General features: G+C 68.5%; 18 protein-coding genes. 6 read left to right on the forward strand and 12 right to left on the reverse strand.

Features of this window, described 5'->3' with window-relative positions; genetic code table 11:
• From ACCC97_RS17625 to ACCC97_RS17640, 4 genes are all read left to right on the forward strand, one after another.
• Nucleotides 1–1768 (forward strand): ATP-binding protein (locus ACCC97_RS17625; RefSeq protein WP_413334116.1); only part of this gene is annotated, 1768 nt, incomplete at its 5' end.
• Between the two features lie 91 nt (nucleotides 1769–1859).
• The gene (locus ACCC97_RS17630; protein ID WP_007829882.1) at nucleotides 1860–2444 is read left to right on the forward strand and encodes a cytochrome b; all 585 of its coding nucleotides are present in this window, start codon (nucleotides 1860–1862) and stop codon (nucleotides 2442–2444) included.
• On the forward strand, nucleotides 2441–3034 hold the full coding sequence (locus tag ACCC97_RS17635) for a YceI family protein (RefSeq protein WP_007829880.1): 594 nt from the start codon (nucleotides 2441–2443) through the stop codon (nucleotides 3032–3034). The genes ACCC97_RS17630 and ACCC97_RS17635 overlap by 4 nt, the downstream gene beginning before the upstream one ends.
• Nucleotides 3035–3090: 56 nt before the next feature.
• On the forward strand, nucleotides 3091–3735 hold the full coding sequence (locus tag ACCC97_RS17640; protein ID WP_007829878.1) for a YceI family protein: 645 nt from the start codon (nucleotides 3091–3093) through the stop codon (nucleotides 3733–3735).
• Between the two features lie 37 nt (nucleotides 3736–3772).
• Here ACCC97_RS17640 and ACCC97_RS17645 read toward each other — a convergent pair whose 3' ends face one another.
• From ACCC97_RS17645 to argS, 7 genes are all read right to left on the reverse strand, one after another.
• Entirely contained in the window at nucleotides 3773–5458 is a 1686-nt protein-coding gene (locus ACCC97_RS17645) for a phospholipase D family protein (RefSeq protein WP_413334119.1), read from the reverse strand.
• Nucleotides 5459–5477: 19 nt separating this feature from the next.
• Entirely contained in the window at nucleotides 5478–7055 is a 1578-nt protein-coding gene (rpoN, locus tag ACCC97_RS17650; RefSeq protein WP_007829873.1) for an RNA polymerase factor sigma-54, read from the reverse strand.
• A gap of 154 nt (nucleotides 7056–7209) precedes the next feature.
• The gene (gene lptB, locus ACCC97_RS17655) at nucleotides 7210–8004 is read right to left on the reverse strand and encodes an LPS export ABC transporter ATP-binding protein (protein WP_007829871.1); all 795 of its coding nucleotides are present in this window, start codon (nucleotides 8002–8004) and stop codon (nucleotides 7210–7212) included.
• Nucleotides 8001–8717: a lipopolysaccharide transport periplasmic protein LptA gene (gene lptA, locus ACCC97_RS17660; RefSeq protein ID WP_007829869.1), complete on the reverse strand. Its 717-nt coding sequence runs from the start codon at nucleotides 8715–8717 to the stop codon at nucleotides 8001–8003. The genes lptB and lptA overlap by 4 nt, the downstream gene beginning before the upstream one ends.
• A gap of 199 nt (nucleotides 8718–8916) precedes the next feature.
• Nucleotides 8917–9564 (reverse strand): thiol:disulfide interchange protein DsbA/DsbL, encoded by a 648-nt coding sequence (locus ACCC97_RS17665; RefSeq protein WP_007829867.1) that lies wholly within the window; start codon nucleotides 9562–9564, stop codon nucleotides 8917–8919.
• 144 nt (nucleotides 9565–9708) lie between these two features.
• Nucleotides 9709–10476: an SPOR domain-containing protein gene (locus ACCC97_RS17670; RefSeq protein ID WP_007829865.1), complete on the reverse strand. Its 768-nt coding sequence runs from the start codon at nucleotides 10474–10476 to the stop codon at nucleotides 9709–9711.
• A gap of 10 nt (nucleotides 10477–10486) precedes the next feature.
• Nucleotides 10487–12172, reverse strand: a complete 1686-nt coding sequence (argS, locus tag ACCC97_RS17675; RefSeq protein ID WP_413334121.1) for an arginine--tRNA ligase — start codon at nucleotides 12170–12172, stop codon at nucleotides 10487–10489.
• 132 nt (nucleotides 12173–12304) lie between these two features.
• On the opposite strand from argS, the gene ACCC97_RS17680 reads away from it, so the two are divergent.
• Nucleotides 12305–12634: a hypothetical protein gene (locus ACCC97_RS17680; RefSeq protein WP_056588666.1), complete on the forward strand. Its 330-nt coding sequence runs from the start codon at nucleotides 12305–12307 to the stop codon at nucleotides 12632–12634.
• Between the two features lie 106 nt (nucleotides 12635–12740).
• On the opposite strand, the gene ACCC97_RS17685 is transcribed toward ACCC97_RS17680, so the two are convergent.
• From ACCC97_RS17685 to ACCC97_RS17705, 5 genes are all read right to left on the reverse strand, one after another.
• Nucleotides 12741–13193 carry a DUF2214 family protein gene (locus tag ACCC97_RS17685; protein ID WP_007829859.1) on the reverse strand — a complete coding sequence of 151 codons (453 nt, stop codon included), beginning with the start codon at nucleotides 13191–13193 and terminating at the stop codon, nucleotides 12741–12743.
• Nucleotides 13194–13392: 199 nt separating this feature from the next.
• Nucleotides 13393–14319 (reverse strand): LysR family transcriptional regulator, encoded by a 927-nt coding sequence (locus tag ACCC97_RS17690; protein ID WP_413334123.1) that lies wholly within the window; start codon nucleotides 14317–14319, stop codon nucleotides 13393–13395.
• A 41-nt stretch (nucleotides 14320–14360) separates the two neighbouring features.
• Complete coding sequence (locus ACCC97_RS17695; RefSeq protein ID WP_413334124.1) at nucleotides 14361–15341, reverse strand: Bug family tripartite tricarboxylate transporter substrate binding protein; 981 nt, start codon at nucleotides 15339–15341, stop codon at nucleotides 14361–14363.
• A gap of 4 nt (nucleotides 15342–15345) precedes the next feature.
• Nucleotides 15346–16536 carry a CaiB/BaiF CoA transferase family protein gene (locus ACCC97_RS17700; protein WP_413334126.1) on the reverse strand — a complete coding sequence of 397 codons (1191 nt, stop codon included), beginning with the start codon at nucleotides 16534–16536 and terminating at the stop codon, nucleotides 15346–15348.
• The gene (locus ACCC97_RS17705; protein ID WP_413334128.1) at nucleotides 16529–17476 is read right to left on the reverse strand and encodes a hydroxymethylglutaryl-CoA lyase; all 948 of its coding nucleotides are present in this window, start codon (nucleotides 17474–17476) and stop codon (nucleotides 16529–16531) included. Before ACCC97_RS17705 ends, ACCC97_RS17700 begins: the two co-directional genes overlap by 8 nt.
• Before the next feature lie 97 nt (nucleotides 17477–17573).
• On the opposite strand from ACCC97_RS17705, the gene ACCC97_RS17710 reads away from it, so the two are divergent.
• The gene (locus ACCC97_RS17710; protein ID WP_007837677.1) at nucleotides 17574–18314 is read left to right on the forward strand and encodes an IclR family transcriptional regulator; all 741 of its coding nucleotides are present in this window, start codon (nucleotides 17574–17576) and stop codon (nucleotides 18312–18314) included.
• The last annotated feature ends 40 nt before the right edge of the window (nucleotides 18315–18354 follow it).

The following is an 18354-nucleotide window of genomic DNA, read 5'->3' on the forward strand; positions in this document are numbered from 1 at the left end:
GGCCCCCACCGGCAGCAGCGACCGCTTCGCGATCCAGTGCGAGGTGCTGCGGCTGTCCATCCGGCCCATCGGCCCGGTGCTGCTGGTGCAATACCTGCTGAACTGCGGCGTGGCGGCGCTCTTCGCCTGGCAATACTCGGTGCCGCGCGCGCTGGTGTGGATCGCACTGGTCACCGGGGTGACGGTGATGCGCGGCTTCTTCCCGCAGCGCCTGCCCGAGCCCTTCACGCCCGAAACCCTGCGCGAGGAACAGCGCACGCACACGCTGCGCACGGCCATCTGGGAACTGGCGCACGGGCTGGCCGGCGTGCTGCTGTTCGACCCTGCGCGCGCCGACCTGCAGCTGCTGCTGGGCCTGATCCTGATGGGCATGACGCTGTCGTCGGCCTTCTCGGTGTCGTTCTATACGCCGGCCACCCAGTTGGCGATCACGCTGCTGCTGGCGCCGATCATCGTCACAGGCCTCTGGCTGGGTGCGCCGGTGATGATGGCCGTGGCGGTCATCGGCATCGGGCTGATCGCGATGATGTGGAAGCTGGTGGCCGAGCGCTCGCGCCAGCTCGAGGAGAACATCGGCCTGCGGCTCAACGAGCGCACGCTGCGCGAACAGGCGCTGGCCGGCCTGCGCGCCTCCGAGCAGGCGCAGGCCGAGCGGCTGCGCTTCTTCTCTGCCGCCAACCACGACCTGCGCCAGCCGGTGATGGCCATCGGCCTGCAGGCCGAAGTGCTGCGCCAGCAGCTGAACAGCGGCGCGGACATGGAGGCGGTTCAGTACACCGTGGGCTCGCTGGCGCGCGCGCAGCAGGCGCTCGAAGGGCTGACCAACCAGCTGCTCGAAATCGGCCGCATCGAGGCCGCGGTCGATCCGCTGCGTCCGGCGGCAGTGGCTCTGGCGCCCCTGCTGCTGGGGCTGGCGCGGCAGGCAGGCGACGGCCGGGTGCTGGTGCGCTGCCCGCACGACGCCATCGCCTGGAGCGACACCTTGTCGGTGCGCCGCGTGCTCGCCAACCTGGTCGACAACGCCGTCAAGTTCACGCCGCGCGGGCGCGTGCTGCTGGCGGTGCGGGCGCGCCGGCGCGGGACCGGCCGTGCCTGGCGCGTCGAGGTGCGCGACAGCGGCATCGGCATCGCGGCCGACGCGCAGCAGCGCGTGTTCGACGACTTCGAGCAGATCGGCAACGTCGAGCGCAACCTGCAGCGCGGCCACGGGCTGGGCTTGGCGATCGTGCGGCGGCTGGCGGCGCAGCTCGGCATTGCGGTGTCGCTTCGCTCGGCGCCGGGGCGGGGGTCGGTGTTCAGCTTCGAGCTGCCTGCCGCGCCCGACGGCGCGATGGTGGCGGCGCGCCCTGCTTCCGCGCCGCAGGACGACGGCGCCGATGCAACGCACACGCTGCGCCCCGGGCTCGCAGTGCTGGTGGTGGAAGACAACACGGTGGTGGCCGACAGTCTCAGTGCCCTGCTGCGGCAATGGGACGTGGAGCCGCGCGTCTATGCCAGCGCCGCCGAGGCGCTGGCGCTGGCCGACCTGCGCGCGCTCGACGCGGCGCTGTGCGACATCCGCCTGCCGGGTGCGCTCGACGGCATCGCGCTGGCCGACAAGCTGCAGCGGCAGAAGCCGTCGCTGGCGATCGCGCTGATTTCGGCCGACATCAACGAAGCCACCCAGCGGCTCGCCGCCGAGCGTGGCTGGCATGCGCTGCGCAAGCCGGTGCAGCCGGACGAACTGCGCGGGGTGCTGCTGAGGGCGCAACAGCCGTCGCAGGGCTGAGGCCGGCAGGGCGGCGGGCTGGCACGGGCCGTGCGGTGATGTCATCGCTTCCGATATATGCTCCGCGCACAGGCCGCCTGTCCTGCTCACGATGTCCGCCGACACATCCTCATCCCCCCTCGCCGCCGACCCGCGCTACGACCCGTTCACGATGGCGCTGCACTGGCTGCTTGCGGCCCTGATCGTGGGCTCGTTCGGCGTAGGGCTCTACATGACGGGGCTGCCGTTCTCGCCGCTGCGCCTGAAGATCTACAGCTGGCACAAGTGGGCGGGCGTCACCATCCTCGCGCTGTCGGCGCTGCGGCTGCTGTGGCGGCTCGGGCATCGCCCACCGGCGCTCCCGCCGGGCATGTCGGCGCTCCAGCTGGCGAGCTACCGCATCAGCCACACGCTGATGTACCTGCTGTTCTTCGCGGTGCCGCTGTCCGGGTGGGCCTACAGCTCGGCCATGGGCATGCCGGTGGCGTGGTTCGGCGTGCTGCCGCTGCCCGACTTCGTCCCGGTCGACCACGCCTTCGCCGAGGCGGTGCTGCAGCCGCTGCACCGCAACTGCGCCTTCGTGCTGGCGGGCGTCACGCTGCTGCACGTGGCGGCGGTGCTCAAGCACCACTGGATCGACCGCGACGGTCTTCTCAAACGCATGTGGCCCCGGCCACGCAAGGAACCAGCTCGATGATCAAGCGCCTGTTTTTCCGTCTCGCGCCGTCGCTCGCGGCGCTGGCTTTCGCCACCCTGGCGCTGCCGGCCGGCGCCGAGCCCGCAGCGGCAAAGCTCGTGGCCGACAAGAGCCAGATCGTCTTCGTCAGCAAGCAAATGGGCGTGCCCGTGGAAGGCACGTTCAAGAAATTCGACGCGCAGGTGGCCTTCGACCCGAAGAAGCCCGAGGGCGGCACCGTCGCGCTGCAGATCGACACGGCCAGCGCCGGCTTCGGCGTCCCGATGAGCGATGCGGAACTGCCCAAGCAGCCGTGGTTCGACGCCGCGCACTTCCCGCAGGCAAGCTTCCAGTCGAGCGCCATCAAGGCGCTGGGCGACGGCAAGTTCGAGATGGCGGGCAAGCTCACCATCAAGGGCATCGCCAAATACGTGACGGTGCCCGTCAGCATCGCCGCGGCCGGCGGCAAGGAGGCGGTTGCCACGGGGAGCTTCACGATCCAGCGGCTCGACTACAAGGTGGGCGAAGGCGAATGGACCGACACCTCGACGGTCGGCAACGACGTGCAGGTGCGCTTCAGGTTCACGCTCACGGGCTTCGGGCCGTTGTGAAGCGCCAGGCTGTCCGCCCCTCACTCACTTTCCTCTTTCCTCCCGCATCCAACACCATGAAAAAGCTCCTTCTCGCCGCGGCCCTGTCGGCCGCCGCATTCACCGGCAGCGCCACGGCGCAGCAACAGCAACTGCCAACGGAATTCGCCCCGGCCGTGGCCGCCAAGCCCGCGGGCGGGCCGGCGAAGAACGCCAACTACGTGATCGATCCGACTCACACCTTCGTGATGTACGAGATGGGGCACTACGGCACCACCACCAACCGCGGGCGCTTCAGCACCAAGGACGGCTCCGTGCAGATTGACGGCACCGGCGCCAGCGGCAAGGTCGACATCACGATGGACATCAGCTCCATCAACACCGGCGTCGACCTGCTCAACCGCCATGTGCAGAGCAAGGATTTCTTCAACGTGGCCGAGTTTCCGATCGGCCGCTTCGTGGCCGACCGCATCGATTTCAGCGGCGGCAAGGTGACCGACGTGCCCGGCACGCTCACGCTGATGGGCCAGACCAGGCCTGTGACGCTGAAGGCCGTGCGCTTCAACTGCTACCTGAGCCCGCTGATCAACCGCCAGGTGTGCGGCGGCGACTTCGAGACCACGGTGGAGCGCAGCGACTGGGGCATCACCTGGGGGCTGAACTTCGGCTTCGAGAACAAGGTGAAGCTGCTGGTGCAGGTCGAAGCGGTCAACGTGCAATGACACCGCTGCCCGGCCTGGCCGGCGCCGCGAGCGCCAGCTAGAGCAGGCTCTCCGGCGTCAGCGGCGCCAGCAATTCGAGCATGACCCGGCCCCAGAAACTGGAGTCGGGCTCCTCGGTCAGCACGGTGAGCTTGCCGGCGTCGTCGCTGACCCATTCGATGCGTGACTCGTTGCTGCCTTCGGCAAAGCGCAGCCGGTAGGCGCCCTGCTGCTTGAGCACGTCGATGAGTTTCAGCGCCTGCTGCGCCATCTCGGCGCTGTGGATGATCAGCCCGATCTCGGTGTTGGCCGACTCCGAGCGCGGGTCGAAATTCATCGAGCCGACGAACAGCGTGCGCCGGTCGATCACGGCCGACTTGGCATGCAGCCTGCCCACCGAGGTGCCGAACAGGCCCAGCCGCACGCTGCGCCGGGTGCGCGTGGAGCTCAGCTCGTAGAGGTCGGCGCCGAGCTTGAGCATGTCGGGCCGGTAGCGGCGGTAGGCGGTGTGCACCAGCGGCTCGTCGGTGGCGGCCAGCGAATTGGTGACGACGCTGATCTTCACGTTGCGGTTGCGGATCTCGCGCATCACCTCCAGCCCCGTGGCGCCCGGGATCAGGTAGGGCGAGACGATGGTCACTTCGGAGCGTGCGCGGCGCATCTGCTCGACCACGTTGTAGCGCACGCTGTCGACGTCGAGCAGCGGCACGCCGCCGTAGGAGGCGGTCTTGCCGATCACGCGCTCGGGTGAATCGGCATAGGCCTCGGCGGTGGTCCAGATCAGGCCGAGCTTGCCGGCGTTCAGGTCTTCCACCATCGGGCTGTAGCCGAGCAGGTCGTTGGGCGCGGGCTTCGGCGGCGGTGGAGTGGTGTCGGGGCCGGTGACTGTGTCGAAGCGGCGCTGCAGCTCTTCGGCCGACAACTCGCTGCGCACCACCGACTGGATCGGCCGCACGTAGATGCTGTTCCAGTACTGGTCGAACAGGCTGCCCAGCCGCGGGATCAGCGCACCGGTGACGAAGGTGTCGAGGTCGAGAAAATTCTCGCCCGCGGTGCGCGTGAAGTACTGGTTGCCGATGTTGCGCCCGCCCGCCACCGCCATCGCGCCGTCGGCGATGAACAGCTTGTTGTGCATGCGCCGGTTGACGCGGCTGAAGTCGAACAGCGAGGCAGTGAAGCGCTTCAGGATGCTCGCGCGCCCGGCCGGGAACGGGTTGAACAGGCGCAGTTCGACGTTGGGCGTGGCGGCAAAGCCGAGCAGCAGTTCGTCCTCGCCCGAGGTGTAGAGATCGTCCATCAGCACCCGCACGCGCACGCCGCGCTGGGCGGCGTCGCGCAGGGTGCGCAGCAGGTAGCGGCCGGTCTCGTCGTTCTCGATCTGGTAGTACTGCACGTCGAGCGTGCGCTGGGCACGGCGGGCCAGCTGGATGCGGGTGTCGAAGGCGAAGTCGCCACCGGGCATCAGGCGAAAACCGCTCAGGTCGGGGTCGGGCTGCGAGGCCAGCGCGAGCTTGCCGAGTGCGGTGTCGGCCGAGACGGCCATGGCCTTGGTGGGTGCGCGCGGGGCCTCGTTGGGCAGGGTGGCGCAGCCGGTGGCGAGCAGTGCGAAAGCCGCGAACAACAGCGCCAGGCCCCAGCGCCAATACGGTCCAGGTCCGTTCGGGGAACACCGCGGAACCGGCTCCGCCGGGCCGCAGGTGTTGCCCCCTGCAAGGGGGTTGGCGAAGCGACACGAAGTGCGCATAGCCTGGGGGTGTGCCAAGTTACAGGGCTTTGCGCAGGTTCGCGGGCGCGATGCGCAGCGCCTCGCGGTACTTGGCCACGGTGCGCCGTGCGCACTCGATGCCCTGCTCTTTCAGCATCTCGGAGATCTGGCTGTCCGACAGCGGCTTCTTGATGCTCTCGGAACTCACGAACTGCTTGATCAGCGCGCGCACCGCGGTGCTCGACGCATTGCCGCCCGTCTCGGTGCCCAGCGCCGAGCCGAAGAAGTACTTGAGCTCGACGGTGCCGAACGGCGTGGCCATGTACTTGGCGGTGGTCACGCGCGAGATGGTCGATTCGTGCAGGCCCAGCTCGTCGGCGATCTCGCGCAGCACCAGCGGGCGCATCGCGAGTTCGCCATGCACGAAGTAGCTCTTCTGCCGCTCGACGATGGCGTTGCTCACGCGCAGGATGGTGTCGAAACGCTGCTGGATGTTCTTGATGAACCAGCGCGCCTCCTGCAGCCGCTGCGACAGCGCCTGGCTGCCCTCGCCCTTGTGCGACTTGAGCGCGCCGGCATAGATGTCGTGCACGCGCAGGCGCGGCATCACCTCGGGGTTCAACATGACGCGGAACTTCACGTTGGTGCCGCGGCCGGTCTTGGTGACGATCACATCGGGAATGACGATGTTGCGCTCCACGTCGACGAAGCGCCGGCCCGGCTTGGGCTCCAGCCGCGCGATGATCTGCAGCGCCGAGCGCACCAGCTCCTCGCTGCTGCGGGTGAGCGTGGCCAGGCGCTTGAAATCGCGGCGCGCAAGCAGCTCCATCGGCTGCTTGCAGACGGTGATGGCGGTCTTGCGGACCAGCGCCTCTTCGTCGGTCTCGTCCTCGCTGGCCATGGCGCGCAGCTGGATGCCCAGGCATTCGCCGAGGTCGCGCGCGCCTACGCCCGCGGGCTCCAGGCTCTGCAGCAGTCCGAGCGCCACCTGGAAGTGATGCACGAGGTCGTCGAACTGGTCGTTGTCGTCGCCAGCCAGGCCCGAGGCCAGCGCGGGCAGCGAGTCTTCGAGGTAGCCGTCGTCGTTGAGAGATTCGATGAGAAAGCGCAGCGCGGCGCTGTCGTTCTCGTTCAGGCGCAGGCTCAGCGCCTGGCGGTGCAGGAACGACTGCAGCGACTCCTGGCTGCGCGCGAGTTCAGTGGCGTCGGCACGTTCGTCGTCGCCGAGGTTGTTCTGGCGCGCGGGCGCGTCGCTGCCCCACTCGCTGTCGTCGGGCGCCGCCATGTCGACGGTGCCGTCGCCTTCCCAGTCGGGCTCACGCTCGGTGATCTCGGCAGCTGGCCCGTCGGTATCCGCCGTGGTGGTGCTGGTGGTCTCGGCGGGCGCACTGGCGGCCGAAGGCGCGAAGTCGCTCTCGCCCTCATCGCGCGGAACCGGCGCATCAGCCGTGTCGAGCCCGAATTCCTCGCGCGCCGCTTCTTCCGCGGTGCGTTCGAGGAACGGGTTTTCGTCCAGCATCTGCTCGACTTCCTGGCTCAGTTCGAGCGTGGAAAGCTGAAGCAGCCGGATGGACTGCTGCAGCTGTGGCGTCAGTGCCAGATGCTGCGAGACGCGAAGGGACAGCCCTTGCTTCATGAGGAAATGGCCCCCCCCCAGGCTGCGCGCTTCGCGCTACGCCAACCCCCTACCGGGGACGGGCCGGCCGCTTCGGGCGGCCGTGCGCGGCGGCCCCCGCGAGGAAGCTCCGCGCGGACGGTGGCCACGATGATCCTTGACCCTCGCCGCACGATCACATCCGGAAGTGTTCGCCCAGGTACACCCTGCGTACTTCGGCGTTGTCGACGATCTCCGAGGGTGTGCCTTGTGCCAGCACATGCCCGTCGCTGATGATGAACGCATGATCGCAGATACCCAGCGTTTCACGCACGTTGTGGTCGGTGATGAGCACGCCGATGCCGCGCTCCTTCAGGAAGCTGATGATCCGCTGGATTTCGATCACCGCGATCGGGTCGATGCCGGCGAAGGGCTCGTCCAGCAGGATGAAGCGCGGCTGGGTGGCCAGCGCGCGCGCGATCTCGACGCGGCGGCGCTCGCCGCCCGACAGCGCCAGCGCGGGCGAGTCGCGCAGGTGGTCCACCCGCAGGTCGGCCAGCAGTTCGGACAGTCGCTCTTCGATGTGCTGCTTCGACAGTGGCGCCATCTTGCCGTTGGCATCGGGCTCGCTCTGGAGCTCGAGCACGGCGCGCACGTTTTCCTCGACCGTGAGCTTGCGGAAGATCGAGGCCTCCTGCGGCAGGTAGCTCAGGCCCATGCGGGCGCGGCGGTGGATCGGCATGTGGGCGATGGGCTCGCCGTCGATGGTGATGTCGCCCGCATCGGCGCGCACCAGCCCCACGATCATGTAGAACGAGGTGGTCTTGCCCGCGCCGTTCGGCCCGAGCAGCCCGACGACTTCGCCCTTCTGCACGTCGAGCGAGACGTCCTTCACGACCGTGCGGCTGCCATAGCTCTTCTTCAGGCCGCGCGCGACCAGGCGGCTGCCCGGCGTGCTGTTGGCGTCCTGCGATACAACGGATTCGATCACTTGCGGGTTTCTCCCTCGTCACCGAGCGTGGTGCTCGGGCGCAGGCCCTTGCCGGGCGCCGGGGTGGGCGCCGGCGGCGGCGCCTTGGCGCCGGCCGGGGCGCCGGCAGCGGGCGCACCCGGCGCGGTCGCGGCCTTGGGGGTCAGGATGGTCTTCACGCGGCCACCCGGGGTGGCCGCGTTGACGGCGGTGTTCGGCGGCACGGTGGAACCGTTGACCGTGTAGGTGTCGTTGCTCTGGTCGTAGACGATCAGCGCGCCCTGGCTTTCGTCGTTGGGCGTGGCGCCGATCAGGCGGCGCATCGTCGCGTTGCGGATGAACTTGACGTTGTCGGCGCGGCTGTCGTACTCGATGACGTCGGACTCGCCCTCGATCCACTCGTCGGGCGCATTGCGCTTCTGCTTGTAGTAGGCCCGCTTGCCGGGCGCGGCGGTGACCACGCCGTACTGGTAGCCCTCGGCGTCCTGGCGCACGTCCAGCCGCGCGCCGCGGATGATGATCGTGCCCTTCGTTACCAGAACGTTACCGGTGAACACGCTGGTCTGCTTCAGGTCGTCGTAGCGCATCGAGTCGGACTCGATGTTCATCGGCTTGGCGCGGTCGGCGGTCTCGGCCGCGGCGCCCGAGGCGAGGCCGGCCAGCAACAGCGCGCCGGCGGCCAGGCGGCCGATGCGACGAAGGAAGGAAGTGGTGGGGTGAGAGTGCAATGTCATAGAGGCACGAAACTTGCTCGGCATTGTATGCGGCTGATTGCGTCAGCCCCGCCCGCACAGATGAAAAAGCCCGCCGAAGCGGGCTTGACTTTCCTTCTGGTTCTACCAGAAACACCGCGGAACCGGCTCCGCCGGGCCGCAGGTGTTGCCCCCCCTGGAAGGGGCAGGCGAAGCGACACGACGTGCGCGCAGCCTGGGGTCAGCCCTTCCTTGCTTCGCCGACCAGATAGTTCACGACCTGAAGCACTTTGGTCATGTTGCCGGCGGTTTCCCCATCCACATACCAGCGGCCGGCCACGGCCATCGCCGGCACGCCGGCGACCTTGTAGGCGTCGGTCATCTGCGAAGCGCGCTTGGCCTTGCTGGCCACGCCGAACGAGGTGAAGACCTCCTTGAACTTGGCGCCGTCCAGGCCATTGGCCGCGGCCCAGGCAATGATGTTGGCGTCGCCGTTCACATTCTGGCGCTGTGCGTGGATCGCGTTGAAGACCTTCGGCTGGAATTCGTCGACCTTGCCCATGGCCTCGAGCGCGTAGTACAGGCGCTGCTTGGCCTCGACGTCGTTGCCCACGAAGGGCACGGGAATGCGGCGGAACGCCACTTCCTTCGGCACGGTCTTGAGCCAGGCTTCCAGCGCCGGTTCGAAGTCGTTGCAGTGCGGGCAGTTGTACGAGAAGAACTCGACCACTTCGATCTTGCCGGCTGGCGCGTCGACCGGTACGCGCTTGTCGAGCGCCAGGTACTCGGTGCCCGCCTTGGGCGCGCGCGCCTGGGCGTGCGCGGTGTTGCCAGCCAGCGAAAGCAGGCCCAGCGAAGTGGCGGCCAGCGAAAAGTCACGACGTTTCATTGAAAAGGTTCTCCAGTTGGTACGCAGACTGAGCCGGCGCGCGGCGGGGAGTTCCCCCGCACCCGGCGCGCCCAGGGCAACGATGAATGGTGGCGGCAAATGCCGCGGCGCGAAGCTTAGGGGCTATTCGTGTCGGCCGCCGGGTCAGCGCTGCACGCGAACCAGCGCCGAATCCATGCCGCCGCCGTCGAGCCGCTCCTTGAGGCGATCGGCGTCGTCCTTCTTGTTGAAGGGGCCGGCGCGCACGCGGTAGACGGTGCGGCCCGCCTGCTCGCGCTCGGTGACCTTGGCCTCGACGCCCATCAGCGACAGCTTGGCGCGCTGCGCCTCGGCGTCGTCGGTGGTGCGGAAGGCGCCGGCCTGCACGAAGTACATGAACGGATCGGCGCCTGAACTGCTGCTGGCGTTGCTGTTGTTGCTGCTGCTCGGCGCGGCCGAGGCGGTGGTCGTGCCGGAGCCCGAAACGTTGCCCGAGCGCGCGCGGGCGAGGTCGCCGAGCGGATCGTTCGATGCCGGCAGGGAGTTGGCTTCGGCCGGCACCGGCGCAGGGCGCGGCGGCTTGGGCGCCACCACCACGGGCACGGGGGGTGCGGTCGTGGGCGGGGCGGTGGCCGGGGCCACGGCGGTGGTTGCCGGCTCGCCGGTGACGGGATTGACCGGAGCGGCCGGGGCCGCCGGCGCGGGCTTGGCGGCGCCGGCCTTGCCGGCCAGCGGCGCGTTCGGGTCCCAGTCGCGGTTCTTGCGGGCTTCGGCCTCGTCCTGCTCGGCGCCGCCGCGCTGCGTCTTGGTCACGAACGGGATCGGCACCTTGGTCACGTAGACCGCGATGCCCAGCGCGACGCCCAGGCCGAGCACCAGCCCGATGATCAGGCCGATGACGATGTTGCCGCGTTGTCTGGTTGTCTTCTTCATGGTGAGGAGTTCACATCTTGCTCGGCGCACTGACGCCGAGAATCGCGAGGCCATTGTGCAGCACCTGCGCGGTCGCGGCGACCAGCGCCAGGCGGGCCAGCTTGACCTTTTCGTCGTCGACCAGGATGCGCTCGGCGTCGTAGTAGCTGTGGTAGCTGGCGGCCAGCTCGCGCAGGTAGAACGTGACGTCGTGCGGGGCAAAGTCCTTCGACGCGGCCGTCAGCATGGCCGGGTACTTGGCCAGCAGCAGCATCAGCGCCTGGGCGGCCGGGCTTTCGAGCGGCGACAGGTCGACGTCCTTGAGCGTGGCGGCGTCGCCGCCCCAGCCGGCCAGCACCGAGCAGATGCGCGCATGCGCGTACTGCACGTAATAAACCGGGTTGTCGTTGTTTTTCGTCACCGCGAGGTCGACGTCGAAGGTGTATTCGGTGTCGGGCTTGCGGCTCAGCAGGAAGAAGCGGATGGCATCGGTGCTGGTCCACTCGATCAGGTCGCGCAGCGTGACGTAGCTGCCGGCGCGCTTGCTGATCTTGACCTCTTCGCCGCCCTTCATGACGCGCACCATGGTGTGCAGCACGTAGTCGGGGTAGCCCTCGGGAATGCCTTCGCCCGCGGCCTGCAGGCCGGCGCGCACGCGCGCGATGGTGCCGTGGTGGTCGGTGCCCTGGATGTTGATGACCTTGTGGAAGCCGCGCTCCCACTTGGCGATGTGGTACGCGACGTCGGGCACGAAATACGTGTACGTGCCGTCCTGCTTCTTCATCACGCGGTCCTTGTCGTCGCCGTAGTCGGTCGACTTCAGCCACAGCGCGCCGTCCTGCTCGTAGGTCTTGCCAGCGGCTACGAGCTTCTGCACCGCAGCCTCGACGCGGCCGCTGGTGTACAGGCTGGACTCCAGGTAGTACTGGTCGAAGCGCACGCGGAAAGCCTGCAGGTCCAGGTCCTGCTCGCGGCGCAGGTAGGCCACGGCGAACTCGCGGATGGCGTCGATGTCCTCGATGTCGCCGCTGGCGGTGACTTCGCGGTCTTCCGACTTGACGGTCTTCTTCGCCTTGAAGTCGGCCGCGATATCGGCGATGTAGTCGCCGTTGTAGGCCGGGGCCTTATCGCCACTGGGCCACTCGGCATCGCCGGGCTTGAAGCCGCGGGCGCGCAGCTGCGTGCTGTTGGCCAGCGTCTGGATCTGCACGCCGGCGTCGTTGTAGTAGTACTCGCGCCAGACGCTCTCGCCCTGCGAGGCGCGCAGGTTGCAGATGGCGTCGCCGAGCGCGGCCTGGCGGCCGTGGCCGACGTGCAGCGGGCCGGTCGGGTTGGCCGAGACGAACTCGACCAGCACCTTCTCGCCGGAGGCCGGCTGCTGCCCGAAAGCATTCGCGGCGGACAGCACCTCGCGCACGATCTGCTGCTTGGCCGCCGTCTTCAGGCGGATGTTGAGGAAGCCGGGGCCGGCGATCTCGATCGCCTCGACCCACTGGCCGAAAGCGGGGGTGGCGAGCAGCGCAGCGCTCAGTTGCTCGGCCAGCTCGCGAGGCTTGCGCCCTAGCGGTTTGGCGAACTGCATCGCGGCCGTGCTGGCGAAATCGCCATGCGCAGCCACCTTGGGCGACTCGAACGCGGCTTTGGAGCCGGCGCCGGGCGAGAGGGATTCGAGCGTGTTCGCGAGCGCCGCGAGCAGCTCCTGTTTGACCAATAGCATCCGCGAATTTTACCGGGGGCAAACCCGGGCCCATTTAACGATCGTCATCCGATTGTTGTCTTCGGCCGTTAGGAGGGCCGGCCCCAAAGGCGGGGCTCCTGTCACAACTCAACCCTGCAAGGACATATCACCATGAAGAAGCTCCTTTCCCTGGTCGCACTCGGCGCTTGTCTTTCCTTCGGTGCCGCACAGGCGCAAGACAAGGCGGCCGCGCCTGCGGCAGCCCCGGCCGCTGCGGCCGCACCCGCCGCCAGCTGCGAAGCCAAGGCGGTCGACAAGAACGGCAAGGCCCTGGCCGGCGCCGCCAAGAGCAGCTCCATCAAGAAGTGCGAAAAGGAAGCCAAGGCTGCAGCGACCCCCGCATGCGCAACCAAGGCGGTCGACAAGAACGGCAAAGCTCTGGCCGGCGCCGCCAAGAACAGCTTCATGAAGAAGTGCACGGCGGATGCAGCCAAGGCCTGAAAACGGCATTGCTTGTGAAACGAGGCCCGCCGCGTGCGGGCCTTTTTCATGTCCGTGACCGGCCCTGAAGTCCGGCGAACCCGTGCGATTCTTCCCGCCCGGAGGCCTACTTGCCGAAGCCCCGCGCCAGGAACACCGCCACCAGCGGAATCAGCGCGATCAGGTGCGCCTGGATCATCACCAGCCGGCGCGTCTTCTTCACGTCGGCCTCGGCCGGCAGCTTGCCGGTGGCGCGCAGCGTCTTGCGCCAGCGGAAGTAGGTCAGCGTCGGGAAGATCGAGATCACGCCGACGATGATGAAGAGCCCCAGCTTCACATGCAGCAGCGGGTTGGTCCAGTACCAGGCCGTGCCCTTCACGCCCCACCAGGTGCGCGCGATGCCCGTGGCGAGCACCGCGATGGCGGCCATGCCGTAGACCATGTCGACCCTGGCCAGCCGCTCCACCACGGCCGCGTTGAGCCACTGCACACGGCACAACGCCGCTTCGCTGGAAATGAAAACGACCATCGTCAGGATGGCGAGCAAATGCAGATAGGCGAGGATGGCTTCGAGCGTCATCGTTGGCTTTCAAGGCTGTGACTCGCCCCCAGGCTTCGCGCACTTCGTGTCGCTTCTCCTTCCCCCTGCCGGGGGCAACACCTGAGGCCCGGCAAAGCCGGTCCCTCGGTGTTCCGCGAAGAAGCCGCGATCACCTTCAGCGTGGGTGGAGCGTCAATGGAATTGGAATGTAAACAGATTGTGACGCGGCGAAAGCGCTCTACGCCCTCCCGCCCCAGAATTCCGGCTTCCCGTACTGCTCCTTGAGGAAATCAAGCCACAGCCGCACCCGCAGCGGCAGGTGCTTGGCGCCCGCGAACACCGCGTAGATGCCGTTGGGCGGCGCGGCGAATTCGTCGAGCAGCGGCACCAGCAGGCCGGCGTCGATCTCGGCCTCGACCTCCCAGGTGCTGCGCCATGCAATGCCGTGGCCTGCCAGGCACCAGTCGTGCAGCACCTGGCCATCGGAGCAATCGAGCGGGCCGCTGGGGCGCAGGTGGATCAGTTCCTGCGTGCCGCTCTCGGAGGTAATGCGAAAGGCCCAGCCGCGCGTCTGCGAGGCATCGCTGGACAGCGCGAGGCAGGCAAAGCGCGAGAGCTCGCCCGGGTGCTTCGGCTTGCCGTGGCGCCGCACGAACTCCGGCGTGGCGACGCAGCGGCGGCGGTTGTCGGCCAGCCGCACGCTCACCAGCGAGGAATCCGGCAGGTCGCCCACGCGCACGGCGCAGTCGAAGCTCTCGCCGGTGACGTCGACCACGCGGTCGCTGAGGTTCAGCGAGATCGTCACTTCGGGGTGCAGCGCATGAAAGCGCGGCACGAGCGGCGCGACGTGGCGGCGGCCGAAGCCCGCTGGTGCGGTCACGCGCAGGTGGCCGCTGGCCTTGACGCCGCCGGCGCTCACGCTGGCCTCGGCGTTGGCGAACTCGGTCAGCAGGCGCTGGCAGTCTTCGAGAAAGGCACTGCCCTCGTGCGTGAGCGTGATGCGACGCGTGGTGCGCACCAGCAGCTTGACGCCCAGCCGCTCCTCGAGCGCATCGAGCCGGCGGCCCATGATGGCCGGCGCCACGCCTTCGGCCTTGGCCGCGGCCGTGAGACCGCCGCGGGTTGCGACGGAAACGAAGGATTCGAGCTGCTTGAGGCGGTCCATGGGGCGGAAACTATATCGCCCGCCTTGTTCCGCCCTCTTCTTTATTCGGGCCGCACGCCCGCCTCGCGCACCGCGGCACCCCAGCGCGCGTGCTCCGACTTGATGTACTGCGCCGCCTGCTCCGGGCTGCCGCCGACGGGCGTACTGCCTTCGGCCAGCAGCTGAGAGATGGTCGCAGGCTTGGCCAGCGCCTTGTCGACGGCGGCACTGAGCTTCTTCACGATCTCGGGGCTGGTGCCGGCCGGCGCGACCAGCGCCTTCCAGTCCACCGCCTCGAAGCCCTTGTAGCTCTCGGCCACGGTGGGCACGTCCGGCATCACCGGCAGGCGCTTGGCCGAGGTGACGGCCAGCGCGCGCAGACGGCCGCCCTTGACCATCGAGAGCGCGCCCTGCGGCGTGGCGAACATGTAGTCGGTCTGGCCGCCGAGCAGGTCGGTGATGGCGGGCGCGGCGCCCTTGTAGGGCACGTTGAGCACCTTGAAGCCCGCGCGCTTGGCGAGCACCTCGCCGGCCATGTGGCCGAGCGTGCCGGTGCCCGCGAGCGCCTGGCGGATCTCGCCCGGCTTGGCCTTGGCGGCGGCGACCAGCTCGGCCAGCGTCTTGAACGGCGCGTCGGCACGCACCACCAGCACCACCGGCTGCGAGGCCACGACCGACACCGGCATCAGGTCCTTCAATGCGTCGTAGGGCATCTTCGGAAAAAGCGTCGGGTTGATCGCGAGGTTGGCGGTCTGGCCCAGGCCGATGGTGTAGCCGTCGGGCTTGGCCTTGGCCACCACGTCCATGCCGATGTTGCCGTTGCCGCCCGCGCGGTTGTCGACGATGAAGGTCCACTTGGTGTCGTCGGCCAGTTTCTGCGCGACCAGCCGCGCCACGATGTCGGTGGCGCCGCCGGGCGTGTAGGGAACGATGAGCCGCACCGGCTTGTCGGGCCAGGCGGTGTCGGCGAAGGCAGGTGCGGCGTTCAGCCATGCGGCGGCCGCGGCGCACGCCAGAAAGGCGCGCCGTGCATTGGAAAACATGAGTTCAGTCTCCGAGGGTGATGTTGTGCGTTTGGAGCGCGGCGATTTCCTCGTCGCTGTAGCCCACTTCTTTCAGCAGCTCGCGGCCGTGCTCGCCCACGCGCGGCGGCTGCAGGCGGATGCCCGGGCGTTCGCCGGCCAGCGTGAACGGCATGAGCGGCACCTTTGCCATGCTGCCGTCGTTCATGCGCACCGGCGCGAGGCCGCCGGTGGCGTTGAGGTGCGGATCGTCGAACAGCGCCTGCGGCTTGGTGATGGGCGCGAAGGGCAGCTCGTTCTTCTCGAACACCGCGGCGAGTTCGGCCGCGCTGTGGTTGGCGAGGTGCGAGCGCAGGATGGGCATCATCCATTCGCGCGCCAGCACGCGGTCGTTGTTGGTCTTCAGGCGCGGGTCGGCCAGCATCTCCTCGAGGCCGAAGGCCTTGCAGAAGATGGCCCACTGCTTGTCGCTCACGGCCGCCAGGAAGATCTGCTCGCCGTCCTTCACGGTGAACACGTCGTACACAGCCCAGGCCGAGATGCGGCTGGGCATCGGGTCGGCCGCCTTGCCGGTGGCGGCGAACTGCATCATGTGCTGCGCGACCAGGAACACGTTGTTCTCGAACAGCGCGGACTGCACTTCGCAGCCCTTGCCGGTGAGGTCGCGCTGGCGCAGCGCGGCCATTGCGCCGATGGCGCCGAACATGCCGCCCATGATGTCGTTCACGCTGGTGCCCGCGCGCAGCGGGTCGCCCGAGCGGCCCGTCATGTAGGCGAGGCCGCCCATCATCTGCACCACTTCGTCGAGCGCGGTGCGGTGGTCGTAGGGACCGGGCAGGAAGCCCTTGTGGCTCACGTAGATGAGGCGCGGGTTGAGCTTGGCGAGCGTGTCGTAGTCGAGCCCCAGCTTCTTCATGGTGCCGGGCTTGAAGTTCTCGCTCACGATGTCGGCGGTGGCGATCAGGCGCAGCGCGGCCTCCACGCCCTCGGGCTTCTTGAGGTCGAGCGCGATGCTCTTCTTGTTGCGATTGAAGGTCGGGAAGAAGCCCGATCCCGAGCCGAGCAACCGCCGCGTGCTGTCGCCCTCGATGGGCTCGACCTTGATGACCTCGGCACCGAGGTCGGCCAGCAGCAGGCCGCAGGTCGGGCCCATGACCATGTGGGTGAACTCGACGACGCGCACGCCGGCGTAGGGAAGTGGGTTGGCTTCAGACATGTGCGCTGGTTTCCTGGACAAAGCCCTGAACAAAACCTTTGGGCAGGCCGGCCTCGGGCGTCATGCCATAGACCGGTTCGCCGGGCAGCCCGGCCATGAGCGGCGCGCGCGCCGCGATGAGTTTTTCCAGGTCGATGCCGGTGCGCACGCCCATGGCCTCGAACATGAAGACGAGATCTTCGGTGACCGCATTGCCCGACGCACCCGGTGCATAAGGGCAGCCGCCGAGTCCGCCGAGCGAGGCATCGAAGGTGCGCACGCCCTCGTCCCACGCGGCGAGGCAGTTCGCGATGCCGAGGCCGCGCGTGTTGTGCATGTGGGCCGCGCCGGCGTGCTGGCCGAGTTCGGCGCGCAGCCGCTTGAACAGGCGGCGCACCTGTGCCGGGTTGGCGTAGCCCACGGTGTCGGACAGGCCCGACTCGTCGGCACCGGCCTCGATGCACTGCGCGGCAAGGCGGATCACGTCGTCTTCCGGCACCCGCCCCTGCAGCGTGCAGCCGAAGGCGGTGGAGATGCCGGCCTCCAGCTTCACCTGCGGCGCGACGGCGTTGCGCAGTTCGGCGATGGCACGCACTTCTTCCACCATTTCCGTCGGCGTCTTGCGCACGTTGGCCAGCGAATGTGCCACGCTGGCCGACACCGGCATCGTGAGCTTGTGCACGCCCGCTTCGAGCGCGGCCTGCGCGCCCTTGCGGTTGGGCACCAGCGCCATCACCGTGAGGCCGGGCAGCGTGATGGCGTGGCGCACCACCTCGGCGGCGTCGGCCATTTGCGGCAGCAGCTTCGCGGGCACGAAGGAGGCGACCTCGATCTCGCGCACGCCGGCCGCATGGAGCGCGTCGATCCAGCGCAGCTTGTGGTCCGTGGGCATGGTGGCCTTGACCGATTGCAGGCCGTCGCGCGGACCGACCTCGCTGATGAGGACGTCGGGGGGGGTCATCAAACTTGTCTCCTTGGGCTTGACTGTTCTATCTTATAGAACTATATTCCAACAAACAGAATTAGACAGTCGATCCGATCGACTGTCAAGCCACGCCATGCCCCGCAAAGCCCTGACCGAATCGGTGTCCGACCTCAATGCCGCCCCCGGCGGCGCCGCCGCGGTCGATCGCGCGCTGAGCCTGCTCTGCGCCTTCCAGCCGGGCGACGAGGCGCTGTCGCTCGCGCAGTTCGCCGAGCGCACGCAGCTCTACAAGAGCACGGTGCTGCGGCTGCTGGCCTCGCTCGAACATGCGCGGCTCATCCGCCGGCAGGACGACGGCCGCTACGCGCTGGGCATGGAGATCGCGCGGCTGCACGGGCTGTACGCGGCGTCGCTGTCGCTCGACCGCATCGTGCCGCCGGTGCTTCGCGCGCTCGCCGCAACAACGGGCGAAAGCGCCGCGTACCACGTGCGGCAGGACCAGGGCGACAGCTGGGTGCGGCTGTGCCAGTTCCGGGTCGACTCATCGCATGTGGTGCGCGACCACGTGCGCGCTGGCGACCTGCTGCCCAACGACCGCGGCGCGGGGGCGCGCGTGCTGATCGCCTTCGGACCCGAGGCCGAGCGGCCGCGCGGCACCAGGGAACGCAAGCTGTACGACGCCATCCGCACGCAGGGTTATTGCGCGCTGGTGGGCGACCGCACGGCCGAACTGGCGGGGATCTCGGCGCCGGTGTTCCATGCCGATGGCAGCCTCGCGGCGGCCGTCACGCTGACGATGCCCACGCACCGCTACGACGAGCGCTATATCGAGCCAGTGCGCGCGGCCGCGCGCGAGCTCACCGGGCAGGTCTGACGCCATCGCGGAAGAGCTTCGATTACCTCTATTTTTGTCA

Source organism: Variovorax sp. Varisp85, from assembly GCF_047304045.1.
Classification (GTDB): Bacteria; Pseudomonadota; Gammaproteobacteria; order Burkholderiales; family Burkholderiaceae_C; genus Variovorax.

Coding starts and splice junctions, on each gene's coding strand:
- ACCC97_RS17630 (WP_007829882.1), top strand. CDS start 1,860: ATGTCCGCCGACACATCCTCATCCCCCCTCGCCGCCGACCCGCGCTAC.
- ACCC97_RS17635 (WP_007829880.1), top strand. CDS start 2,441: ATGATCAAGCGCCTGTTTTTCCGTCTCGCGCCGTCGCTCGCGGCGCTG.
- ACCC97_RS17640 (WP_007829878.1), top strand. CDS start 3,091: ATGAAAAAGCTCCTTCTCGCCGCGGCCCTGTCGGCCGCCGCATTCACC.
- ACCC97_RS17645 (WP_413334119.1), bottom strand. CDS start 5,458: ATGCGCACTTCGTGTCGCTTCGCCAACCCCCTTGCAGGGGGCAACACC.
- rpoN (WP_007829873.1), bottom strand. CDS start 7,055: ATGAAGCAAGGGCTGTCCCTTCGCGTCTCGCAGCATCTGGCACTGACG.
- lptA (WP_007829869.1), bottom strand. CDS start 8,717: ATGACATTGCACTCTCACCCCACCACTTCCTTCCTTCGTCGCATCGGC.
- ACCC97_RS17665 (WP_007829867.1), bottom strand. CDS start 9,564: ATGAAACGTCGTGACTTTTCGCTGGCCGCCACTTCGCTGGGCCTGCTT.
- ACCC97_RS17670 (WP_007829865.1), bottom strand. CDS start 10,476: ATGAAGAAGACAACCAGACAACGCGGCAACATCGTCATCGGCCTGATC.
- argS (WP_413334121.1), bottom strand. CDS start 12,172: ATGCTATTGGTCAAACAGGAGCTGCTCGCGGCGCTCGCGAACACGCTC.
- ACCC97_RS17680 (WP_056588666.1), top strand. CDS start 12,305: ATGAAGAAGCTCCTTTCCCTGGTCGCACTCGGCGCTTGTCTTTCCTTC.
- ACCC97_RS17685 (WP_007829859.1), bottom strand. CDS start 13,193: ATGACGCTCGAAGCCATCCTCGCCTATCTGCATTTGCTCGCCATCCTG.
- ACCC97_RS17690 (WP_413334123.1), bottom strand. CDS start 14,319: ATGGACCGCCTCAAGCAGCTCGAATCCTTCGTTTCCGTCGCAACCCGC.
- ACCC97_RS17695 (WP_413334124.1), bottom strand. CDS start 15,341: ATGTTTTCCAATGCACGGCGCGCCTTTCTGGCGTGCGCCGCGGCCGCC.
- ACCC97_RS17700 (WP_413334126.1), bottom strand. CDS start 16,536: ATGTCTGAAGCCAACCCACTTCCCTACGCCGGCGTGCGCGTCGTCGAG.
- ACCC97_RS17705 (WP_413334128.1), bottom strand. CDS start 17,476: ATGACCCCCCCCGACGTCCTCATCAGCGAGGTCGGTCCGCGCGACGGC.
- ACCC97_RS17710 (WP_007837677.1), top strand. CDS start 17,574: ATGCCCCGCAAAGCCCTGACCGAATCGGTGTCCGACCTCAATGCCGCC.